This is a genomic window from Enterococcus sp. DIV0421 (genome assembly GCF_051713745.1).
Classification (GTDB): domain Bacteria; phylum Bacillota; class Bacilli; order Lactobacillales; family Enterococcaceae; genus Enterococcus_D; species Enterococcus_D casseliflavus.
Genome location: NZ_JBIOQM010000004.1, coordinates 12,373 through 30,832, shown reverse-complemented (window position 1 = coordinate 30,832; position 18,460 = coordinate 12,373). Strand labels below are relative to the sequence as shown.

Annotated in this window: 9 protein-coding genes, 2 tRNA genes, 4 pseudogenes and 1 CRISPR repeat array (1 of these 16 cut by a window edge); of the genes and pseudogenes, 9 read left to right on the top strand and 6 right to left on the bottom strand. The window is 33.7% G+C overall.

The features are described from left to right. A CRISPR array of direct repeats spans positions 1–629; the repeat unit is 29 nt; unit sequence ATCAGAATCTAAAAGAGTGGAATGTAAAT; it reaches 570 nt to the left of the window's first position. A gap of 475 nt (positions 630–1,104) precedes the next feature. From IGI96_RS19295 to IGI96_RS19285, 3 genes and pseudogenes are all read right to left on the bottom strand, one after another. Continuing rightward, positions 1,105–1,178: transfer RNA gene (locus IGI96_RS19295), tRNA-Ile, on the bottom strand. Positions 1,179–1,438: 260 nt separating this feature from the next. Continuing rightward, positions 1,439–2,013: pseudogene (locus tag IGI96_RS19290) on the bottom strand (IS110 family transposase); the annotation flags it as partial. 440 nt (positions 2,014–2,453) lie between these two features. Then, positions 2,454–2,947, bottom strand: a pseudogene (locus IGI96_RS19285) (transposase); the annotation flags it as partial. Positions 2,948–3,287: 340 nt separating this feature from the next. Here IGI96_RS19285 and IGI96_RS19280 point away from each other — a divergent pair. After that, complete coding sequence (locus tag IGI96_RS19280; protein ID WP_438785657.1) at positions 3,288–4,676, top strand: family 16 glycosylhydrolase; 1,389 nt, start codon at positions 3,288–3,290, stop codon at positions 4,674–4,676. Positions 4,677–4,709: 33 nt separating this feature from the next. Here IGI96_RS19280 and IGI96_RS19275 read toward each other — a convergent pair whose 3' ends face one another. Next, positions 4,710–5,432 (bottom strand): MurR/RpiR family transcriptional regulator, encoded by a 723-nt coding sequence (locus IGI96_RS19275; RefSeq protein WP_438785656.1) that lies wholly within the window; start codon positions 5,430–5,432, stop codon positions 4,710–4,712. 155 nt (positions 5,433–5,587) lie between these two features. Here IGI96_RS19275 and IGI96_RS19270 point away from each other — a divergent pair, with 155 nt between their 5' ends. From IGI96_RS19270 to IGI96_RS19260, 3 genes are read left to right on the top strand one after another with little or no spacing between them, the layout of a single operon-like run. Then, positions 5,588–6,388, top strand: coding sequence for a carbohydrate deacetylase (locus tag IGI96_RS19270; RefSeq protein WP_438785655.1), 801 nt, complete (start codon positions 5,588–5,590; stop codon positions 6,386–6,388). 35 nt (positions 6,389–6,423) lie between these two features. Continuing rightward, positions 6,424–8,004 carry a PTS transporter subunit EIIC gene (locus tag IGI96_RS19265; protein ID WP_438785654.1) on the top strand — a complete coding sequence of 527 codons (1,581 nt, stop codon included), beginning with the start codon at positions 6,424–6,426 and terminating at the stop codon, positions 8,002–8,004. A 35-nt stretch (positions 8,005–8,039) separates the two neighbouring features. After that, the gene (locus IGI96_RS19260) at positions 8,040–9,365 is read left to right on the top strand and encodes a 6-phospho-alpha-glucosidase (protein ID WP_438785653.1); all 1,326 of its coding nucleotides are present in this window, start codon (positions 8,040–8,042) and stop codon (positions 9,363–9,365) included. Between the two features lie 168 nt (positions 9,366–9,533). On the opposite strand, the pseudogene tnpA reads toward IGI96_RS19260, so the two are convergent. Further along, positions 9,534–9,974: pseudogene (tnpA, locus tag IGI96_RS19255) on the bottom strand (IS200/IS605 family transposase); the annotation flags it as partial. Between the two features lie 1,404 nt (positions 9,975–11,378). Here tnpA and IGI96_RS19250 point away from each other — a divergent pair. The 5 genes and pseudogenes from IGI96_RS19250 to IGI96_RS19230 all read left to right on the top strand — a co-directional run bounded on the left by IGI96_RS19250 (position 11,379) and on the right by IGI96_RS19230 (position 17,765). Then, positions 11,379–11,672, top strand: coding sequence for a hypothetical protein (locus tag IGI96_RS19250; RefSeq protein ID WP_438785652.1), 294 nt, complete (start codon positions 11,379–11,381; stop codon positions 11,670–11,672). A gap of 1,032 nt (positions 11,673–12,704) precedes the next feature. Then, on the top strand, positions 12,705–14,165 hold the full coding sequence (locus IGI96_RS19245) for an MDR family MFS transporter (protein ID WP_438785651.1): 1,461 nt from the start codon (positions 12,705–12,707) through the stop codon (positions 14,163–14,165). Between the two features lie 997 nt (positions 14,166–15,162). Then, positions 15,163–15,315 (top strand): hypothetical protein, encoded by a 153-nt coding sequence (locus tag IGI96_RS19240; protein ID WP_438785650.1) that lies wholly within the window; start codon positions 15,163–15,165, stop codon positions 15,313–15,315. Positions 15,316–15,781: 466 nt separating this feature from the next. Next, positions 15,782–17,053: pseudogene (locus tag IGI96_RS19235) on the top strand (ISL3 family transposase). A 638-nt stretch (positions 17,054–17,691) separates the two neighbouring features. After that, positions 17,692–17,765 (top strand) — tRNA-Ile (locus IGI96_RS19230). A 97-nt stretch (positions 17,766–17,862) separates the two neighbouring features. Here IGI96_RS19230 and IGI96_RS19225 read toward each other — a convergent pair. After that, the gene (locus IGI96_RS19225; RefSeq protein WP_438785649.1) at positions 17,863–18,255 is read right to left on the bottom strand and encodes a PH domain-containing protein; all 393 of its coding nucleotides are present in this window, start codon (positions 18,253–18,255) and stop codon (positions 17,863–17,865) included. Positions 18,256–18,460: the final 205 nt, after the last annotated feature.

Genomic DNA, 18,460 nt, shown 5'->3' with positions numbered 1-18,460 from the left:
TGAGCAAAGTTTTCAATCAGAATCTAAAAGAGTGGAATGTAAATATACTATTTTTTATCCAAATAAGTGGAATGAACAGATCAGAATCTAAAAGAGTGGAATGTAAATGGAGTTACAATGTAACGATCCTTCATGATTCGGAATATCAGAATCTAAAAGAGTGGAATGTAAATATTAAAAAGTATACAAAAAAAGACGGTTCAACCGCAATCAGAATCTAAAAGAGTGGAATGTAAATATCTGTTATTATAATAATGTCCCTGAAACTGACTTAATCAGAATCTAAAAGAGTGGAATGTAAATGGAAAGCTAGATCCTTTTTCAATTCATCTACTTGTTCATCAGAATCTAAAAGAGTGGAATGTAAATTAGTCTGGTCTAGAATTGGAATCTTTAACAAATCCTATCAGAATCTAAAAGAGTGGAATGTAAATAGCCCTTGCGTATCCCTGCCGTTCAGGGTGTGCTGCATCAGAATCTAAAAGAGTGGAATGTAAATCGCTTATACCTCCTGTTTGCTATTTCGTAGGATTGCATCAGAATCTAAAAGAGTGGAATGTAAATGATGTAGGAACAGAAATTGGTGGGGGAGACGCTGAAATCAGAATCTAAAAGAGTGGAATGTAAATTTGCCCCTCTCGCTTTTTATGGACTGCCATCCATATCAGAATCTAAAAGAGTTGATCTTCTTTTTTTCTAATAGAAGTGTTCAGAAAATGACTAGTTGAAGAAAGTAGTTGGGACTAAGAATGAATTATCAATTATTCGTACAGCTCTATCAAAGAGCTATAGAAAGCAATAATGTTAACGATTTTGTTAAACAAGCCAGTCTAGATTAGATAGATGTTGACAACGTCGAATCGTTATTAACACATATTTACAATCTTGCTAAAAATGATTTTACAGAGAATCGGAAGCAACTGACAAGCACTCGTGCTGAGTTTGCTCAATTGTACGATATACCGAAACGCACAGTGCAAGATTGGGAATTAGGCGATCGAGAGATATCAACATATTTAATGTCAACAACTGCGGTACATCTAGTTAAATTTGTTATTTTAAAATCTGCATTATGTAGCTTTACACATAGGAGGGGATCTTTTATGTACCTTGTAGGACTCGAACCTACGACCGGACGGTTATGAGCCGTCTGCTCTGACCAACTGAGCTAAAGGTACAAAAACACCTATCCTTGAGAAGGATAGGATAAGGTTGTTTGAAAGAATATTAAAATGGATGGTTTAATTATAATGTTGGAAATTATATTATTCAATGGTGTTTAAGCCTAATTGATGAAATTTACAATAATACTCAGTTTTGCTGATAATTGGTATTAGTCAAAACGAAGATTTTGAGTGAATTTGAAGCAGTAAATATCCACCCGTGAAACGGGTGGATATTTACTTTACTTGGAAGATCAAGCTTTGAATGAGATAAATTCGGCATTTAACGCTTTTGAAAGTGTGTTGCATTTATAGTAAGTGTTCTCGACAAAGTGTTGTTTCGCCCGAACCAACTGTTTGATTAGCTGGTAACGAGAGTGCGGGCTAAATGTTGGAGTGCAAGATATTTTTCTTCTTTAACGATAGGGTTCACTTGTCTTTGTATACGAAAATAGTTCGCATTATAAAAAGCATCAATTCGATCGTTTTTGTGTCCTTCAAAAATATTACAATATTTTTGAAGCTTAGTTGGTTGTTCGACTGAAACCGTAAGGTTTAACTGGTTTAACTGGTTTAACTGGTTTAACTGGTTTAACTGGTTTAACTCAAAATCTTCTTTGAAGAACATCGATAGATGAAAGCTGTATAAAGATGTGGCTTCCATACTAATCACTAATTTTTCTATTTCAAAATCTCGAGAAAATTCTAGAATCAATACTTTGATTTGACTTGCGTCAACCTGACTGTTTTCAAAGGTCGCTTCTTTTAGGACAAGCAACTTTGAGTCGTCTGCCATAAAGCAGGCATCTAATTTTTCGGAACTAGCGTCTAAACCGACAACTAGGTTCATGTGGAAGGACCTCCTTTCATTATTTATTCGGAAATTGCTGGGGTACTGTGGGATATCCCAAAATCACGTTGTCTAACGACAGCCTCGCATAATAGAGTTTTAATTCATTAAACTTCTACCAATCTCTACTAAGATTGGTAGAAGTTAATGGACTTAGCTAGTGTGTTGGAGGTTATACCAACGGTTCGGGTCACAGTCTTTCGTCGCGGTCTAGCTGAAAGGATCGATAGCGTCTTCCCGTAAGTCCTTTCTAAGGCTTATTATTCAGGAATATCCCTCAGTATCCAAGTAATAATCGTTATTTTATAAAAAAAATTTAGGAATAGTCTATAAGGGTAATTGAAGGAATGAAAGTTTTTTCAAAATATATATTACGAGGATCAATCATATTGATGATTGGAACTATTCAGATCATAGGCATTCTTCAGGAGTAATTTTCAGAATCGCTTCAATCGTCTATACTTTGTCGGTTCCGTTTTTTGAAAGCTGTTCATTGTTTTCATTCGCAACGGGTTTAACGCACGAGTGATTTATTGGACAATGTGAAAGCAATCGGTCACGATTTTTACGTTTGGGAAGACCGCCTTTACAAGTTGAAAATAAGGGGCATTCATATCCATTACGATGTATTTCACGTTCGCTCGTGCTTTTCGAGTGAATTTAAGAAACTATGGTTTTAAGAAAGCAATGCGACGATTCTCCAATACACCGAGTAATTGCTGGGGCTGCTCCTTCATAAAAGCAAAACTCATTTTTCCACTGCAGGGTTTCATTGATTTGAACGCATCAAAACAAAGGACCGAAGGGAACGTATCAAAACGAGGATGATAAGTTTTAAACAGGTGTGCAGGACACGCAGGACGGTTACGTCAGAGACAAAATAGCAATCGGCAATTTCTTTTCTTGTTGTATTCTTTGCCAATTCCAAGGTGATTTAAAACTTCAATAATATATCAAAAAATATGTCAACTTTATTAGGATACATACAACTTGTCGTTTTTCTTTAGAAAACTATGTGTGATTTTAGGATGAATAGTAATCTCTGGAAATGTGATAAGCGTCTTTACTGTTAACAATATAACCAAGATTATATTGTTATTTTATGCTAATATTTTGTTAATACATCAGACTCCAAGATAGCACTTTTAGTGGTGTTTTACACGTTTTGAAAGTACTTCCTGATTTTGAATGCTATTTCTAATTTGAGTAATCTGATTTTTTTTTATGTAAATCGTGATACATTAGGCATACAAATAATGAAAGGGGTTACTAAAATGAATAAGTTGTTTTTTAGTTTTGCTATTTCAATTGTTTTACTTGGAGTCGGAATGACAGCCGATGCTGCAGAAGCTATTCCTGAAAAAGAGGGGTATCGTTTAGATTTTTATGACGAATTCAATGGTCCTGAACTAGACCAAAGTAAATGGATAGATCGTTACTTAGAACATTGGGCAGATAATCCAGCAGATGCGAAGGCAAATTATCGTTTCGAGAATGGTGCCCTGATTGAATTTATTGAGGAAGATCAAAAACCGTGGGCACCCACTCTTGATAAAGATAATTATGGGTACGGAACCAATGGTGTAAAATCAAGTGCTATTCAATCTTTCAACAAGAATTGGATTCATAATTTTGCGAACACTGACAAGCTGATGTCCCCTATTCCAAAAGAAGAAGAAATGCTCGGAGATGTTGAAACTGGCGGATACGCGACTACTTACGGCTATTTTGAAATTCGAGCGAAATTAAGTAAATCGCTTGGAGGCGGTCACCAAGCTTGGTGGCTAGTGGGGATGCAAAATGACACGAATGATTGGGCAAACTCAAAAGAAACTGGAGAAATAGACATCATTGAAACATTCTTCGACTATAGTGAGAATGTGCAAAGACCAGTAGGCACCAAGGGAGTAACAGAAGAAAATAGACTAAAAGGGTTATGGCAGGCTTGTACCTTTGGCTGGAACGATCCATTCTTTTCTACTTCATGGACAGATAGTACCACATCTACTTTAGGAGGATCAGAAGCTGTTGTTCCTGGTGAAGTTGGTTTAGATAGTCTTACTAATGACTATCATACTTATGCGTTGGATTGGCAACCTGGTTCTTTAAAATTCTATTTTGATGGAAAATTATTCAGAACCATTAATCAAGCACCCGATTATCCCATGGGGATGATACTAAATATCTATACTGACTCAGGATCAGGAAAACACAATGACGGTTTTCCCAAAGAATGGGCGATTGATTATGTTCGAGTGTACAAAAAAAATGAAGGTTATGAGCTTCCTAATCAATCTTTAAAAAACCATGAAACAGGGAAATTTATTAACTTAGATACCAATTCTGAAAAAGTCAGTTTATCTAATTCCGCTGAAAAGAACACTCAATGGCAACTTGTTCCCAAAGGAGAGTACTTCTTAATCAAAAATGTTGAAACCGGAGAGATTCTAAATGTAGAAAACCAAAAAGGATTTGTCGAGCATAGTCATTTGCAAGAAACTGCTTATAGTGCTCAATGGAAGAAAGAAACCATAAATGGTTACTCTCGCTTTATCAATCGTTGGAAACCCGATCAAGTGATCCATATCGAAAATAATCTTGGTTACCTAGAATACGGATCAATACATCAAGGTGCTTGGAGCAGTCAATGGTCGTTAGAATAGCTCCTATAAAAAAGTAAGCTATACAAAGAGAGCTTACTTTTTTTGTGTACATCGATCAAGCAAGTATTCAATTAAATTAAGGGAATTTCCGTAAAAATAATTCAAATTCTGATTTTCCTGATCGACTCTAGTTGCGCCTCGTTCGACAATGAAAGAAAGGTCGCTCTCTCTCACATAACTACTGCCTTCTGTTGCTGTCAATGCAATCACTGTCCCCCCATACTCTTTGCATTCTTTCATTTTAATTAGACCACGTTTATTTTCACCCGATTGGGAGAAGGTAATCAACGTATGCGGGGTTTCGTCAGATACTAATTTTATCTCTACACCTTCTAAATCTATCGCATAGATTTTTTTCAAAAGTAACTTTCTATACGTATACTCTACTAGAAATTGACAAAATCCTTCACCAAATAAATAGATTTTCTTTGTAGAAAAAGCATTTGTAAAACATTTATCTATTCTATCCCATTCCTGATTTGCGGAAACAAAAGGAAGCGTATCTAATTGATTTGATGAACCTACAGAAAATGTATTGGTTAAAAAGAAAATTAATTCTTTAAAATTATTAAATCCTGCTCGCTTGGCTAAGCGACTGATGGAAGACTGCGAAGTATAATTTTTTTCGGCAACTGCTTTGATACTTACAGTGAGTCCATTTTCAATTTCTTCAATGATACTTTCTATTATTTTTTCGTCATCTTGTCGAAGATGGTTATTTGGAAAAAGACGATTAATGTAATAAATCTTCACCATTCCCTGGCCTCCGTGAAAGTAATTTCATTTATAGAAAGCGAAACCAACCTTGTTTCCAAACGTTGTATGCGCTCTCTATTTATACTATACTACGAGCATAAAGAAAGTAAATACAATTGTATGAAAGTAATTTCTTTAATAAGCGAGGGTTAAATATGAAAAAAGTTATTATCAATGCCGATGACTTTGGGTATTCAACAGCTGTGAACCTAGGGATCATCAACTCTTTCAAAAAAGGAGTTTTAACATCAGCAACATTGATGGCAAATATGCCCGGCTGTGATGAAGCAATTGAGTTGGCCAAAGAAAATCCTTCATTCGGTGTTGGTGGACATTTAGTTTTGACATGCGGCGCGCCTTTGTACGAACGTTCTACTTTAGTGAAGGAAGATGGAAATTTCTTCGGATTGAAGGAATATAAAACAAATCGATCAAACATGGATGAACAAGAGATTTTTGAAGAATGGTCCAGTCAAATTGATTACCTATTAGAACAGGGACTGGAACTAACACACCTTGATAGTCATCATCATGTTCATACATTTTCCGAAAATCAAGAAATTACCAAAAAAATTGCTGAAAAGTATCAACTGTGTTTTAGAAATGCTTATGGGTTAGAAGATCAAGTCGCTTTGCCTTATCAAAAGTGTATTACTGGCTTTTTAGATCTTATGAACCATAAACATATTCGTGATTTCACAACTCCATTAGAATCCAACCGTAAACAATGTTTTGAAGAGATTCAATCGGTCTTGAACCAAGTGGCGGACGAACAAATAACCGAATTGATGGTCCATCCAGCTTTCGTTGATGAGCACTTGTATTTCCACTCCTCTTTTAATATTCAACGAACAAGAGAAGTAGCACTATTATGTGATCCTCAAATGAAAGAACTTTTTATTCAGAACAAAATAGAAACTTGTCATTACGGTGACATACGAATTCCTGTCAGTTAAAAAAATGAAAAAGAAAAAATAGAGGTGAACAACAAATGAAAGAAAAGTTTATGAAATCGGCAAGTACCTTTTCTAAAGCCATTATTCAACCAGTTATGTTCATGGCAGTAACGGGGATCATCCTCTCTGTGTGTGCAATCTTAAAACTGGAAGTTATGCCTTCCTTTTCAAAAGAGGTCGGAAATTTTGTCTTCAATATTCTTTCTGGAGGGATGATTGGTCAATTAAGCGCCATTTTTTGTGTTGGAATTGCTGCAGCATTGGCAAAACAAAAATACAAAACAGATGCTGCCATACTTGGCATTGTGACCTATCTCATCTTTTTGTATGCAAACAATGCTTGGTTGACTCTGACTGATCGACTAGCGAAGGCTGGAGAACAAGGACTTTACGGTACTGGTCAAGGAATGGTTTTCGGTATTCAAGTAACCGATATGGGTGTGTTTTTAGGTATTCTTTTAGGTGTGTTTGTTGGTTTTATGGTGAATAAATTTGGAGAAATTAAACTGCATAAATATTTTTCTCCTTATTCAGGGACGAAATCCGTTTACATCTTGATCGTATTTGCTACTATTTTATTCGCTGTGGGGATCACCTATGTATGGCCGATCATCAATGCTGGGGTAGAATCTATAGTTAAAACAACTACAACCGCTGGGGCGGCTGGGTTCTTCTTCTATGGATTCTTGAATCGGTTGTTATTGCCATTAGGTTTGCATCATTTCTTATGGATGCCAATTTTTTATACTCCACTGGGGGGGTCTGCAGAGATTGCTGGCCAAATGTACAATGGAGCATTTAATATCTGGTTAGCTGAATTAGGTAATGCGAGTCAAATTACTACTATGCATCCTTCTATTGGTTACTTATCTAATCTAGGGTCCATTTCATTACCAATTGGTATTGCGTTTGCCATCTGGAAAACGTCTCGACCAGAGAATCGTAAAAAAGTCGCAGCAGTTTTGATTCCTACTGTTACTACTGCATTTTTAGCGGGAGTTACTGAACCGTTAGAATTTCTATTCTTATTCCTATCTCCTGTACTTTGGTTAGCTCATTCTGTTGTGTACGGTTTGACGTTATTTATCACAAATATTGTCGGAATTAATATTCAATTTGATACTGGAATCAATATGATTATAAATAGTTTTGCATTTCCTAGCTCGTTAGGACATCAATATCTGTTGCCTATTGTAATCGGAGCTACAGCATTACTTGAATATTTCGTCTTCAAAACGTTGATTGTTCGTTTAAACATCCCAACTTTAGGAAGAGAAAAGAAATTGGTAGAGGATCAAACAATGGATGTCGCTTCTATCGATTCTACTGTAAATGTCGTTGATGAAAATTCGGAATTTGAGCCACAAATACAAAATATCGTAGTAGGTTTAGGTGGTGCTGACAATATTGAAAACATCATTAATTGCTACACCCGACTTCGTGTTGACGTTAAAGATGAGACAAAAGTGAATATGTCCATTTTGAAAGAAAAGGTCAAATCCTCTGGAATCATTGATAAAGGTAAACATATCCAAATCATTATCGGTGTAGGGGTAGAAGAAGAACGAGAAAAAGTTGAAGCTTACATGTCTCAACTTAAAGTAACAAAAGCATAATAATCAATTAGTAGAATTATTGGAGGAATGAATCAATGGGTAACAAGTTTGTAATGATCGGCGGAGGATCTACTCAATCGCCTGGAATTTTAGAAGTGTTGAGAAAGCGTGCTGAAGAACTTCATCTTAAGGAATTAGTTTTGTATGATAACGATGCTGATCGTGTTTCCTTATTAGGACAATATACGAAAATGTATTATGCAGAAACAGGATCTAAAGTAACTGTTTCATATACCACAGATCTTGATGAAGCATTAAAGGGGGCAGATTTCTTATTCATGCAGATTCGTCCGGGTTTGAACAAACAGCGAGCAATTGATGAAAAAATTTGTTTAAACAATGGTGTAGTCGGTCAAGAAACTTGCGGGCTTGGAGGATTTTCTTTTGCCATGAGAGTCATTCCAGCAGTACTGGAAATTATTCGTAAGGTAAAGCAAATCTGTCCAAATGCTTGGATACTTAATTATACCAATCCGGAAGCGATCTTATCAGAAGCGATCTACCGAGAATTCCCCGACGCAAACGTTTTGTGTATTTGTGATATGCCTATCTCAATTGAAGGTGCGATCGCTAAATATTTCAATAAAGATTTGCGAGATCTTACTTTTAAGTATTTCGGTTTAAATCATTTCGGTTGGTGGACCAATATCGTTGATGAAACAGGAAAGGATCTATTGCCTCAGCTTCGAGCAGATGTTCTTAGTGGAAAAATTGATACCTTGTTAATGTCGAATGAAGAAACTGAGGGAGATCAATATTGGATTGATACGTATAAACAAATGGTTAGTCTATTCAAACGTTTTCCAGAATATTTTCCTAATTGCTACCTACAGTACTATTTGACACCTGATGAAATTGTGGCTCATGATGACCCATCCTTCACTCGTGGAGATTTTGTTATGCAAGGAAGAGAAAAACGCATCTATGATGAGTGCCGACGAGTAATCGCAGCAGGTTCAGCAAAAAATTCTTCCTTGCATGCAGGCGTTCATGGAAACTATATCGTGGATATTGCTTATGCAATCATCCATAATACAAGAGAACGATTCATCGTAAATAAAAAGAATCATGGTGCAATCTCTAACTTTGATCCAGAAGCTGTTGTAGAAATACCCGCTTATGTAGGATCAATGGGTGCAGAAACAATTAATGTCGGTGAGATTCCTACTATGCAAAAAGGGCTGATGGAGATGCAAAAAGCTTATGAAAAACTGACGGTAGATGCTGCTTTGTCTGGTTCATATCAAACAGCATTGAATGCAGTACTATTAAATAAAACCATCCCTAATTATACTGTAGGAAAAAAAGTTTTAAACGAATTGTATGAAGCTAATAAATATCTATGGCCAGAGCTTAGATAAAAAAAGGTGTTTATAGGTATCAGTTAATTTTAGACTGCCGTGAAGTAAATATCCACCCGTTTCACGGGTGGATATTTAACAGCCCTAGAAGGGCTCACCACTTGCTAGCCCCTTATAAAGGGGCTTTTTAAATGATCACCAACCGCTCACAGCCCTATCTCTCTTTAACTATTTAAATGAATCTACATACTCTTGTTTACTTATACTATCTCTTATTCGATCATCTGCTTCTTGTTCTCGAATATATTTTTCTATTGTTTTTTGATTTAACCCAACCGTACTCACGTAGTATCCTTTAGACCCAAAGCTTATATTCCCATACTTATATTTCAAATTCGCATGTTTTTTATGGATTAAGGTTGCACTTCGTTCTTTTAAGTAGCCCATAAAACTAGAAATACGAGTCTTTGGTGGTATTCTTACTAACAGTTGAATATGGTCAGGCATGGCATGAGCTTCAATGATTTCAACAGCTTTCATCTCACACAATTTTCTGGCTATCTGACCAATACTTACTCTTAACTTTCCATAAATCACTTTTCGTTGATACTTCGGGGTGAAGACTATGTGAACCCTACAATTCCATCTGGTATGTGCTAAACTTTTATCGCTAAAGCTATTTCGTTCACGCGTAGAAACGCGCGGTTTTTTTGTTTCGTACGCTACGCGAACGAAACTGACTAAAGTCAATAATAAAGATAGGGCTGAAGAATCAATTCTAATTCTTCAGCCCCATAAATTATAGAGCCTATTTTTATTGAAAAACAAAGATAACGCTTTTTACTTTCATTATGTCTACTGGATATCAATTTGTTTGGTCATATCTAAAAAAATCAGTATAACAACGGATAAAAGCTATCAGTTAGAAAAAAATTATGATGAATAAAAAAGCAGGTAAAGTATTCTATAGATTTATCTTTTATGTGTGGATATAGATGTCTTCACTGATTAGATAACAACCGATTCATAAAAAAAGAGGGGGGGCTAATTCTGAATTTTCAAAATATAATAAAGATAGAAAAGACTCATCTTCAGAATCTACGTTCTAGTTATAGTAAACATAAAACAGTAAATTGAGATAAATCAAGTAAACAGATTATTAAGTCCAAAATTTGAATATTTACTTAGAAAATATTATTAAAATTTATGTATCTTGTTGCAGAGAGAGTCGATTGATTTTGTGAAATATCAGAGTAAGAAGAATATGTGTTTTTTTACAATGAATTAACATAATTCAATCGGTGAATTGTGTTATTTTACATAAGTTTTGGGATATAATTAAAGTATCATATTGGAGTTACTAAGCATCTAGTTGAGTCACTAATTATTATCTGGCGATCTGGCGCAAAGTGAATTTTTGCTAAATCTATGAGGAAAAAAATCTGTCAAAATAAAAAGGGGAATCATTCTCATGTATTAATATTAGTATGTTTCGTTTTAGAAGTTAGAAAAGGAAGATAAGTGATTGGCAATTGAAAATTGAACTGAATGTGAAATCACAAAATCGATATATTCAGTCCATATTTGCTGTCCAAATTATTTTATTTCAAAATAATTTGGACTATCATTTTGTCTACGTAACACCTAGTAGGTTGTTCATGATTTGTTAGATAAGTTAAATATTATTTCGACGTGCAAAGGTTTGGATAAAGAAGTGTCTGATTGACTTTGTATCCTTTTTAGCAAAATTTTAAATTAGGTCATATCTACGGATTTTACTAAAGATGTTTTATCAATACATCAAAAATATTGTTCATAGAGCAGTATAAAATGAGCAACTTGATTAATTATTTAAGAAATGAGGGAATTAAAGATATAGAATGAAAATAGAATAAGTAGGAAAGAAGGCTGAATTGTGAAAAGAATGTTTGTGATGCTTATTTTGTGTTTAACTATTATAGGGGGAGGGCTAGCACTAAAGAATCCATTATTAGAAAAAAAACGCAACATGAAACGATCAGCACTGTAAAAGAACCTTCGCCGGACTTAAGTTTGGATGTAGAGGTTTTAGATATGGAACAAGAGTTAGTACGAGAAAATATAATTAACGAATTATATGAAGGTGAGTTAACGTTTGAGCATGCAGATCCTACAAAAAAGTATTTGATAGTGATAAAATTTTTGGATGGAAGCAAACGTGAATTTGTAGGACCAGATAATAAGCCATTAGAATTGGAAAAAGAAGTGATGTTAGGGAAAGAAGAGGGAAAAGTTCATTTAGTACTGAAAGGAACAAAAACAATGTTTAAACATATTCAGAAACTAAAAGATGTGCGTGTAACTGCCGAAATAATAGATAAAAATTGACAGAAAAATATTTTATATTTAAACAAGTAAAAAAAATATATAAACTAGCATGACTCAGATCGCTATTATTATATTTAATTAGTGCATAATTGCAGATATAACTTTATTATTAAGCTCAGAAATGAGCTTGTAAGCGACTGAGAAAGTTAATGCTGATTGTTTAATATCAGAAAGTATTGTTAATTATGTATCGAATGTAGCTTCGCATAGACATTATATACCAAAATGTTTTGACTGGTGGAAGAATTACGTAATAATGGATGTATTAATTTTAACCATTAGAAATGGTGTGCAATTTATGAAAGATTTAAAAGTTAACTTTTGAAAGAAACAGCTTTGGCAAGCATAGCCAAAAGAAAGTTTGAGGTCATATAGTTCTTAGACTATTGGAAAATCGGTGGGTCCAGAAGGCGGGGAGGGGGGAATGTAGTATGAGTTTAGGAAAATATGCTAAATATAAGTACATAAATAATAGTTATAGAATCGAATCAGAAACAGTATAAGTAAACAAGAGTTTTTTTATCAATATAAATAATTAAAGGGAGAGCCGTGAGTAGTCATTTAAAAATCCACTTTTAAGAGCCCTAGCCGGTTGTTAATTATTCAAGACTTTAATCTTGCTTCCTAGGAAGTATATTAGGATTTGATGGGACCCTGTTTTAACAAATAGTGAAGTTTTAAGCCTCCCTTAATATCTGAATGCATTCTTGAAATTCTTGTAGTATCTAAGTTAATGTAACCTGCATTCAAGAATATTTTAACGTTTTTTATTATTTTATTAATAGTACCTGTAATAGTAATAGCAAATTGATTATAGAAAATAGAGGTACTAATGGTTAACAGAAAAATAAAAAAATTGAGATTGTTAGTGTTGATTTATATAATATTTGTTTCAATGAATCTGTTATCTGTATATTATTTAAAAAAAACTATTATAATGTCATTAAATACGATCTGCTCATTATTATATAAGGTAATAGTGAGATATACGACAAAAAAATTTCTGGAAAATTAAGAAGGAGGATTTTTTTAGTGACGCAGCAACAGTGTGTAGATATTGATGGAAATAAATATTCTAGAGGATGGTTAGTGACAGTTCTTTTAATCGGTTCTTTCTGCACTGTTTTGAATCAGACATTATTGGCTACTGCTGCTCCAAGACTTATGGATGCCTTTAAGATTAATGCCAATGATGTCCAATGGTTGACCACAGGTTTTTTATTGATAAACGGTATGATGATTCCAATTACTGGATGGTTAGTTAATCGCTTCCCATCAAAGAATCTTTATTTATCAGCTATGAGTATTTTTATGGGAGGAACACTATGCTGTTTTGTGGCTCCAAATTTTTCAATACTGCTTCTTGGAAGATTAATTCAAGCAGTAGGAGTAGGAATTTCGATGCCTCTTCAACAAAACATAATGTTTTCTATATTTCCTCAAGAAAAACGAGGATCAGCTATGGGGATGTCAGGTATTGTTATAGGTCTAGCTCCAGCAATTGGACCGACTCTATCAGGTTGGATAGTAGATCATTACAGTTGGAGGGTTTTATTTGGGATGATGCTGCCTATTAGTATCATAGTAATTATTTTTTCGTTTTTTTATATGAAAAATGTTTTAAGTGTGTCGAAAATTAAACTAGACTTCTTGTCAGTGATTCTGTCATGTGCTTCATTAAGCATGATATTATATGGTTTTTCCTCAGTTGGATTTTTAGGATGGAAGAATAAATTAGTTATTACATACATTTCTATAGGCGTAGTATTTCTTTTTCTTTTTATATTGCGTCAATCAAAGATGGAAAACCCATTTCTTGATATTAAAGTTTTTAAATCTAAAATATTTACGTTAACAACAATCTTGTTGATGTTAGTTATGATGGCAATGATAGGTACTGAAATGATATTACCTATGTATATTCAAAATATACATAAATCATCTGCTTTTAATTCGGGACTAACACTATTACCTGGTGCAGTAGTAATGGGAATAATGATGCCTATCACGGGGAAAATATTCGATAGATACGGAGCAAAGTGGTTATCAATTTTGGGTCTAGGTATTTTATCAGGAGCAACTATACCATTTATATGGATCTCGATGGATACCTCGTTATCATATATAGCAGTTATATATGGTATTCGAATGTTCGCAATTTCAATGGTTCTAATGCCGTTAACAGCAGAGGGATTGAATTCTTTGGCACCTTATCAAATAAGCCATGGAACAGCTATCAATAGTACATGTAGACAAGTGGCAAGTTCATTGGGGACAGCTATCTTAGTAAGTGTCTTGACTAATATTACTTCTGATAAAATGATACAAGCTAATTTGAGTGATTTATCGTATTCTGAATATGTTACTCAAACTGTTAATGCTACGTTAGCCGGTTACCGAGCGACATTTTATGTAGCTACAGTTTTTGGATTTGTAGGGTGTTTTTTTGCTATTATTAAAGCGAAAATATCAGTACATCAAGAAGTAAAGTAATGAATGCAAATTGGATGTTTTCTATTTAAAAATAAGATTTCTTATCCAGCAAAAAAACTAGTTTATGACCTGATTATCAGAATCTCTCATGAAAAGAGCTTGTTGTGAAAAATTTATTCAGATTAGATTTTGAATTTCAAGGATAGTAATGAAATTAGGTTATATTTTAGTATGTAATATTTTTTTGATAAAACGAGTATTTACCTAAGTTCTAGATAATTGTGCTATTGAACTGAGCAGGGGGAAATATAAGTATATCTCTTTTTTCGTAGAGGATAAAATAAATAGTTTAGTTATAAAAGTAAATAAGTTATAATCCAAACATTATTTTATCTTTAAAACTTAGTTTTGTAGATAGTTTTGATAAGGTTCATAATTTGAATAGTCGGAAGTTTGATCAAATTTGAAACAACTCTTAATAATCAATAACATAATTTTATATTTAAGAAATAGATAAGACATATAAGAAAGAGTTATATATTTGAGATAAATATCGTTCATTAAATTTTTATTGATTAGTATAAATAAAAATTTAATGATTAATGCCGAATTTTAGAGTGTTTTTCATTAGAAAGGATAGAAAAGATATTTTAAATCAACAATCTAATTTACTAACATCAAGATATTCATGTTATTGGGGGGGAATGAGTAAACTGAATAGGCCAACTAACAGATAATTGGTTAATGCTAATACAAAATTATATTTGTGTTAAAAATATGTAATAAGAGGTTAGAAAGGGGGGGGAATCAATGATTTAATCGGTTGTTAGTAAAATATGCATAGAATAAAAAAAAATATATTTTTATTGCAAATGTGATTGTGAAAATAACCTTAAAGTGCTATCGAATAATCTTTTTTTAGAAACAAGTTTATCCGATAGTATGAGGCGTTAAATAATTTTAATAAAAAACGAAATATTGATTAGTAGTCTTTATTTTGGATTAATACAATTATTTGTTTTCTTAATGAATAAAATAGTTGAATAGGAGTTTTATTATGAAAAAAAGACAGAAAGTCCGAAAATATAAGCCAGTACCTAGAAATTCCTTCGAGAAAGAGTTGTTTAAGTGGTTTGAAAAACATGCAGATATGAAATATGAGAAACAAGAAAATTTGTTTCATTTGCAGGATAGAAAAGAGAAAGGTTGAGGAGTAAATAGTTTTCATTTTTTAATTTTATTGGGATTTACTCAATATATTTATCATTGTTTATTAAAAATAAGAAACAGTCGAGGTTACTCAACAAATATATATATAATTGAGAATGCTATATAAAGAACGCTCAAAAACCATTTTTTTGTTTCTTTGTTTATTATGACTGATGAGTTGAGCAGAATCAAATCTTGTTCAGAATGAGATTCATTCTGAACAAGATTTTTTGTTATTGACTTTAGTCAGTTTTGTTCGCGTAGCGTACGAAACAAAAAAACGCGCGTTTCTACGCGTGGATGAAATAGCTTTAGTGATAAAAACGGTTCTACAATATTTAGTGTTGGTGGAAAATCTACAAATTTTCTACTGACACTTTTTTTGTAAAAAAAGATAGTAAAAGAGATAGCCTAACTGGTAGAATTTAGTCGTCTAAAACAAAACCAAACCAAGAAAGGATATCTCCATGGATCCTTGTACTAGAAAATTGTTAGGTTTAACAGATGAAAATTTATTCTTCGAAGAAGAGGGAGTTCGCACCAATCTGATCCATGCCAAACTTGGCTATATACTAAGCCATTGCCGTAAATGTGGCATCAAAAATGAAGGACAAATCATTAAGAATGGCTCACATAAAACAAAAGTCCAACTTTTGCCTTATCGAGCAACAAAAACAGAATTACGCTTGGTACGTACGCACTTTTACTGTATAGAATGTCAGTCGACATTCAACGCTCAGACAAATTTGGTGGATGAAAACTGCTATCTTTCGAAGGAATTAAAGATTCAAATTGCCTTGGAGCTTGCGAAGAATACAACAAGAAAAGAAATTGCGGATCGCTATTTTGTCTCTGATGTAACCGTTCTGCGTGTCCTGAACACCTGTTTAAAAATGTACCATCCTCGTTTTGATACGTTACCTTCGGTCCTTTGTTTTGATGCGTTCAAATCGCTGAAGTCCTGTAGTGAAAAAATGAGTTTTGTTTTTATGAATGGGCAGCCCCAGCAATTACTCGGTGTATTGGAGAATCGATGCCTGGCTTTCTTAAAATTCTATTTCCTTAAATTCATTCGAAAAGCATGAGCGAACGTGAAATACGTCGTGATGGATATGAATGCCCCTTATTTTGAACTTGTAAAGGCGGTCTTCCCAAACGCCAGTGACTGATCGCTTTCACATTGTCCAACAAATCACTCGTGCGTTAAATCTGTTGCGAATGAAAAAAATGAACAACTTAAAAAAACGGAACCGACAAAGAATCGACAATTGAAGCGATTCTGGAAATTACTCTTGAAGCATGCCTATGATCTGGATAGTTCCAATTATCAATAGGATCGATCCTTTCGTAGACCAATGACGCAAAAAGCGATCGTCGATGAACTTTTGAGTTATGACGAGCAATTAACAAGGGCTTACGAGACTTGTCAGCTTCTCCTTTATCACTTTAAAAACAAGGACAGCCAAAGCTTTTTCGATACGATCAACAGCTTAGATCAACGCCTCCCACAATGGTTTTGTAAGAAGCTGACGTTTTTAAATAAATACAAATTAGGGATTCAATATGCTTTAAAAACCAGGTATAGTAATGGTGCATTAGAAGGAACAAACAACAAGATAAAAGTGATAAAACGAGTAGCCTACGGCTATCGAAATTTCCACAACTTTCGAGCAAGAATTTATCTCATTCAAGGCTTAATCTTCCAAGTAAAACAAAAACCAGTTAAGCACTTTGCCTAACTGGTTATGACTAAATTTTGGCTCTATAATTTATGGGGCTGATGAGCCAGAATGTGGTTCATTTTGACCCAGATTTGATTTTGCACAACTCATCAGTCCATATTGACAAAGAGCCTTTATTTTATTCAAAAGTTACTTTACTTGTAGTAATTACGTTTATTCTATAGATTAGTAGGTGCGTGCAATACTCTACGAGGAGTATTAGGCGGTAATGCTTGGGGAAGTGTGCATAATACTTTTCAATGTTTATATTTTATCATTATTTCAATTTAATAGATATTATTGATTAGAAAACCGTCATAAACTGGTTGAGTTTATTTAATAAACAAATAGCCTGCAAGAAGCAGGCTTGTACATATTTATGACAGTTACGTATTTATATTTTTGGGAAAATATTATTGAAAAAAATTATTCCACATTTTATAATCTACTTATCCAATTTAATTTTTTTCATTAAATCCCTTGAAAGGGCCCACTCCGAGGAGTGGGTATTTTGTTTTTTAATCCGCGCTAAAAAATTGTCTTTTTTGGTAAAAAGGATATTGAAATTTATAGATTGACGTTTTAAAATATAGACATCTAAGAATTTTTTTAACCTTCTTTCAACAACCCGCTTTCCTTTGAGGGCGGGTGTTTTCGTACCTTTAGCTCAGTTGGTCAGAGCAGATGGCTCATAACCGTCCGGTCGTAGGTTCGAATCCTACAAGGTACATAGAACAACCCTCCTACTCAATTAAGAGTAAGAGGATTGTTTATTTAGCTATAGTGTGTTCTCATAATAATTAACTGATAAAAACTGTATTGTGTAATTACTGAAGTACAGCGGAGGCCAATGCTTGTTGAATGGCAATAATATTTTTGTCTTTACGGAATTGAAGTATTTCGGCTGGGAGTTCTGCACTAGAAATCCATATTTTTAGCTCAGCATCTAAATCAAAATGTCCGCTAGTTTCAACAGAAAATCTAGAAATTGATTTGTAGGGAATTGATTTATATTCTACTTTTTTACCGGATACTCCTTGTTTATCAATTATGATTAAACGTTTGTTGGTAAAGACTATCAAATCGCGAACTAATTTAAATGATAAATCAATTCTTTCACCTGAAATCAGTACATCTTGCAATTCTTTTGACACAGATTCACTTGAAAGTTGTGTTGCATTTCCCATTAATCCATCAATAAACCCACTATAATCCTTCATTTCATTTTTTTAATAAATAATATCAAAAAATAAAGGGGCAGAAAAGGGACAACGTTGAATAACTAGTCCGATCTAGTATGTTTTTTTCAAGTCAATACGTTGTTATGTTTGCTTGATTTGACGCTAAATTAGATAAGCTTACACTAGTACGTATAACATTTAAATAAAAGATAATATAATGGAAGCAATGACTTTAGCTAGTAAA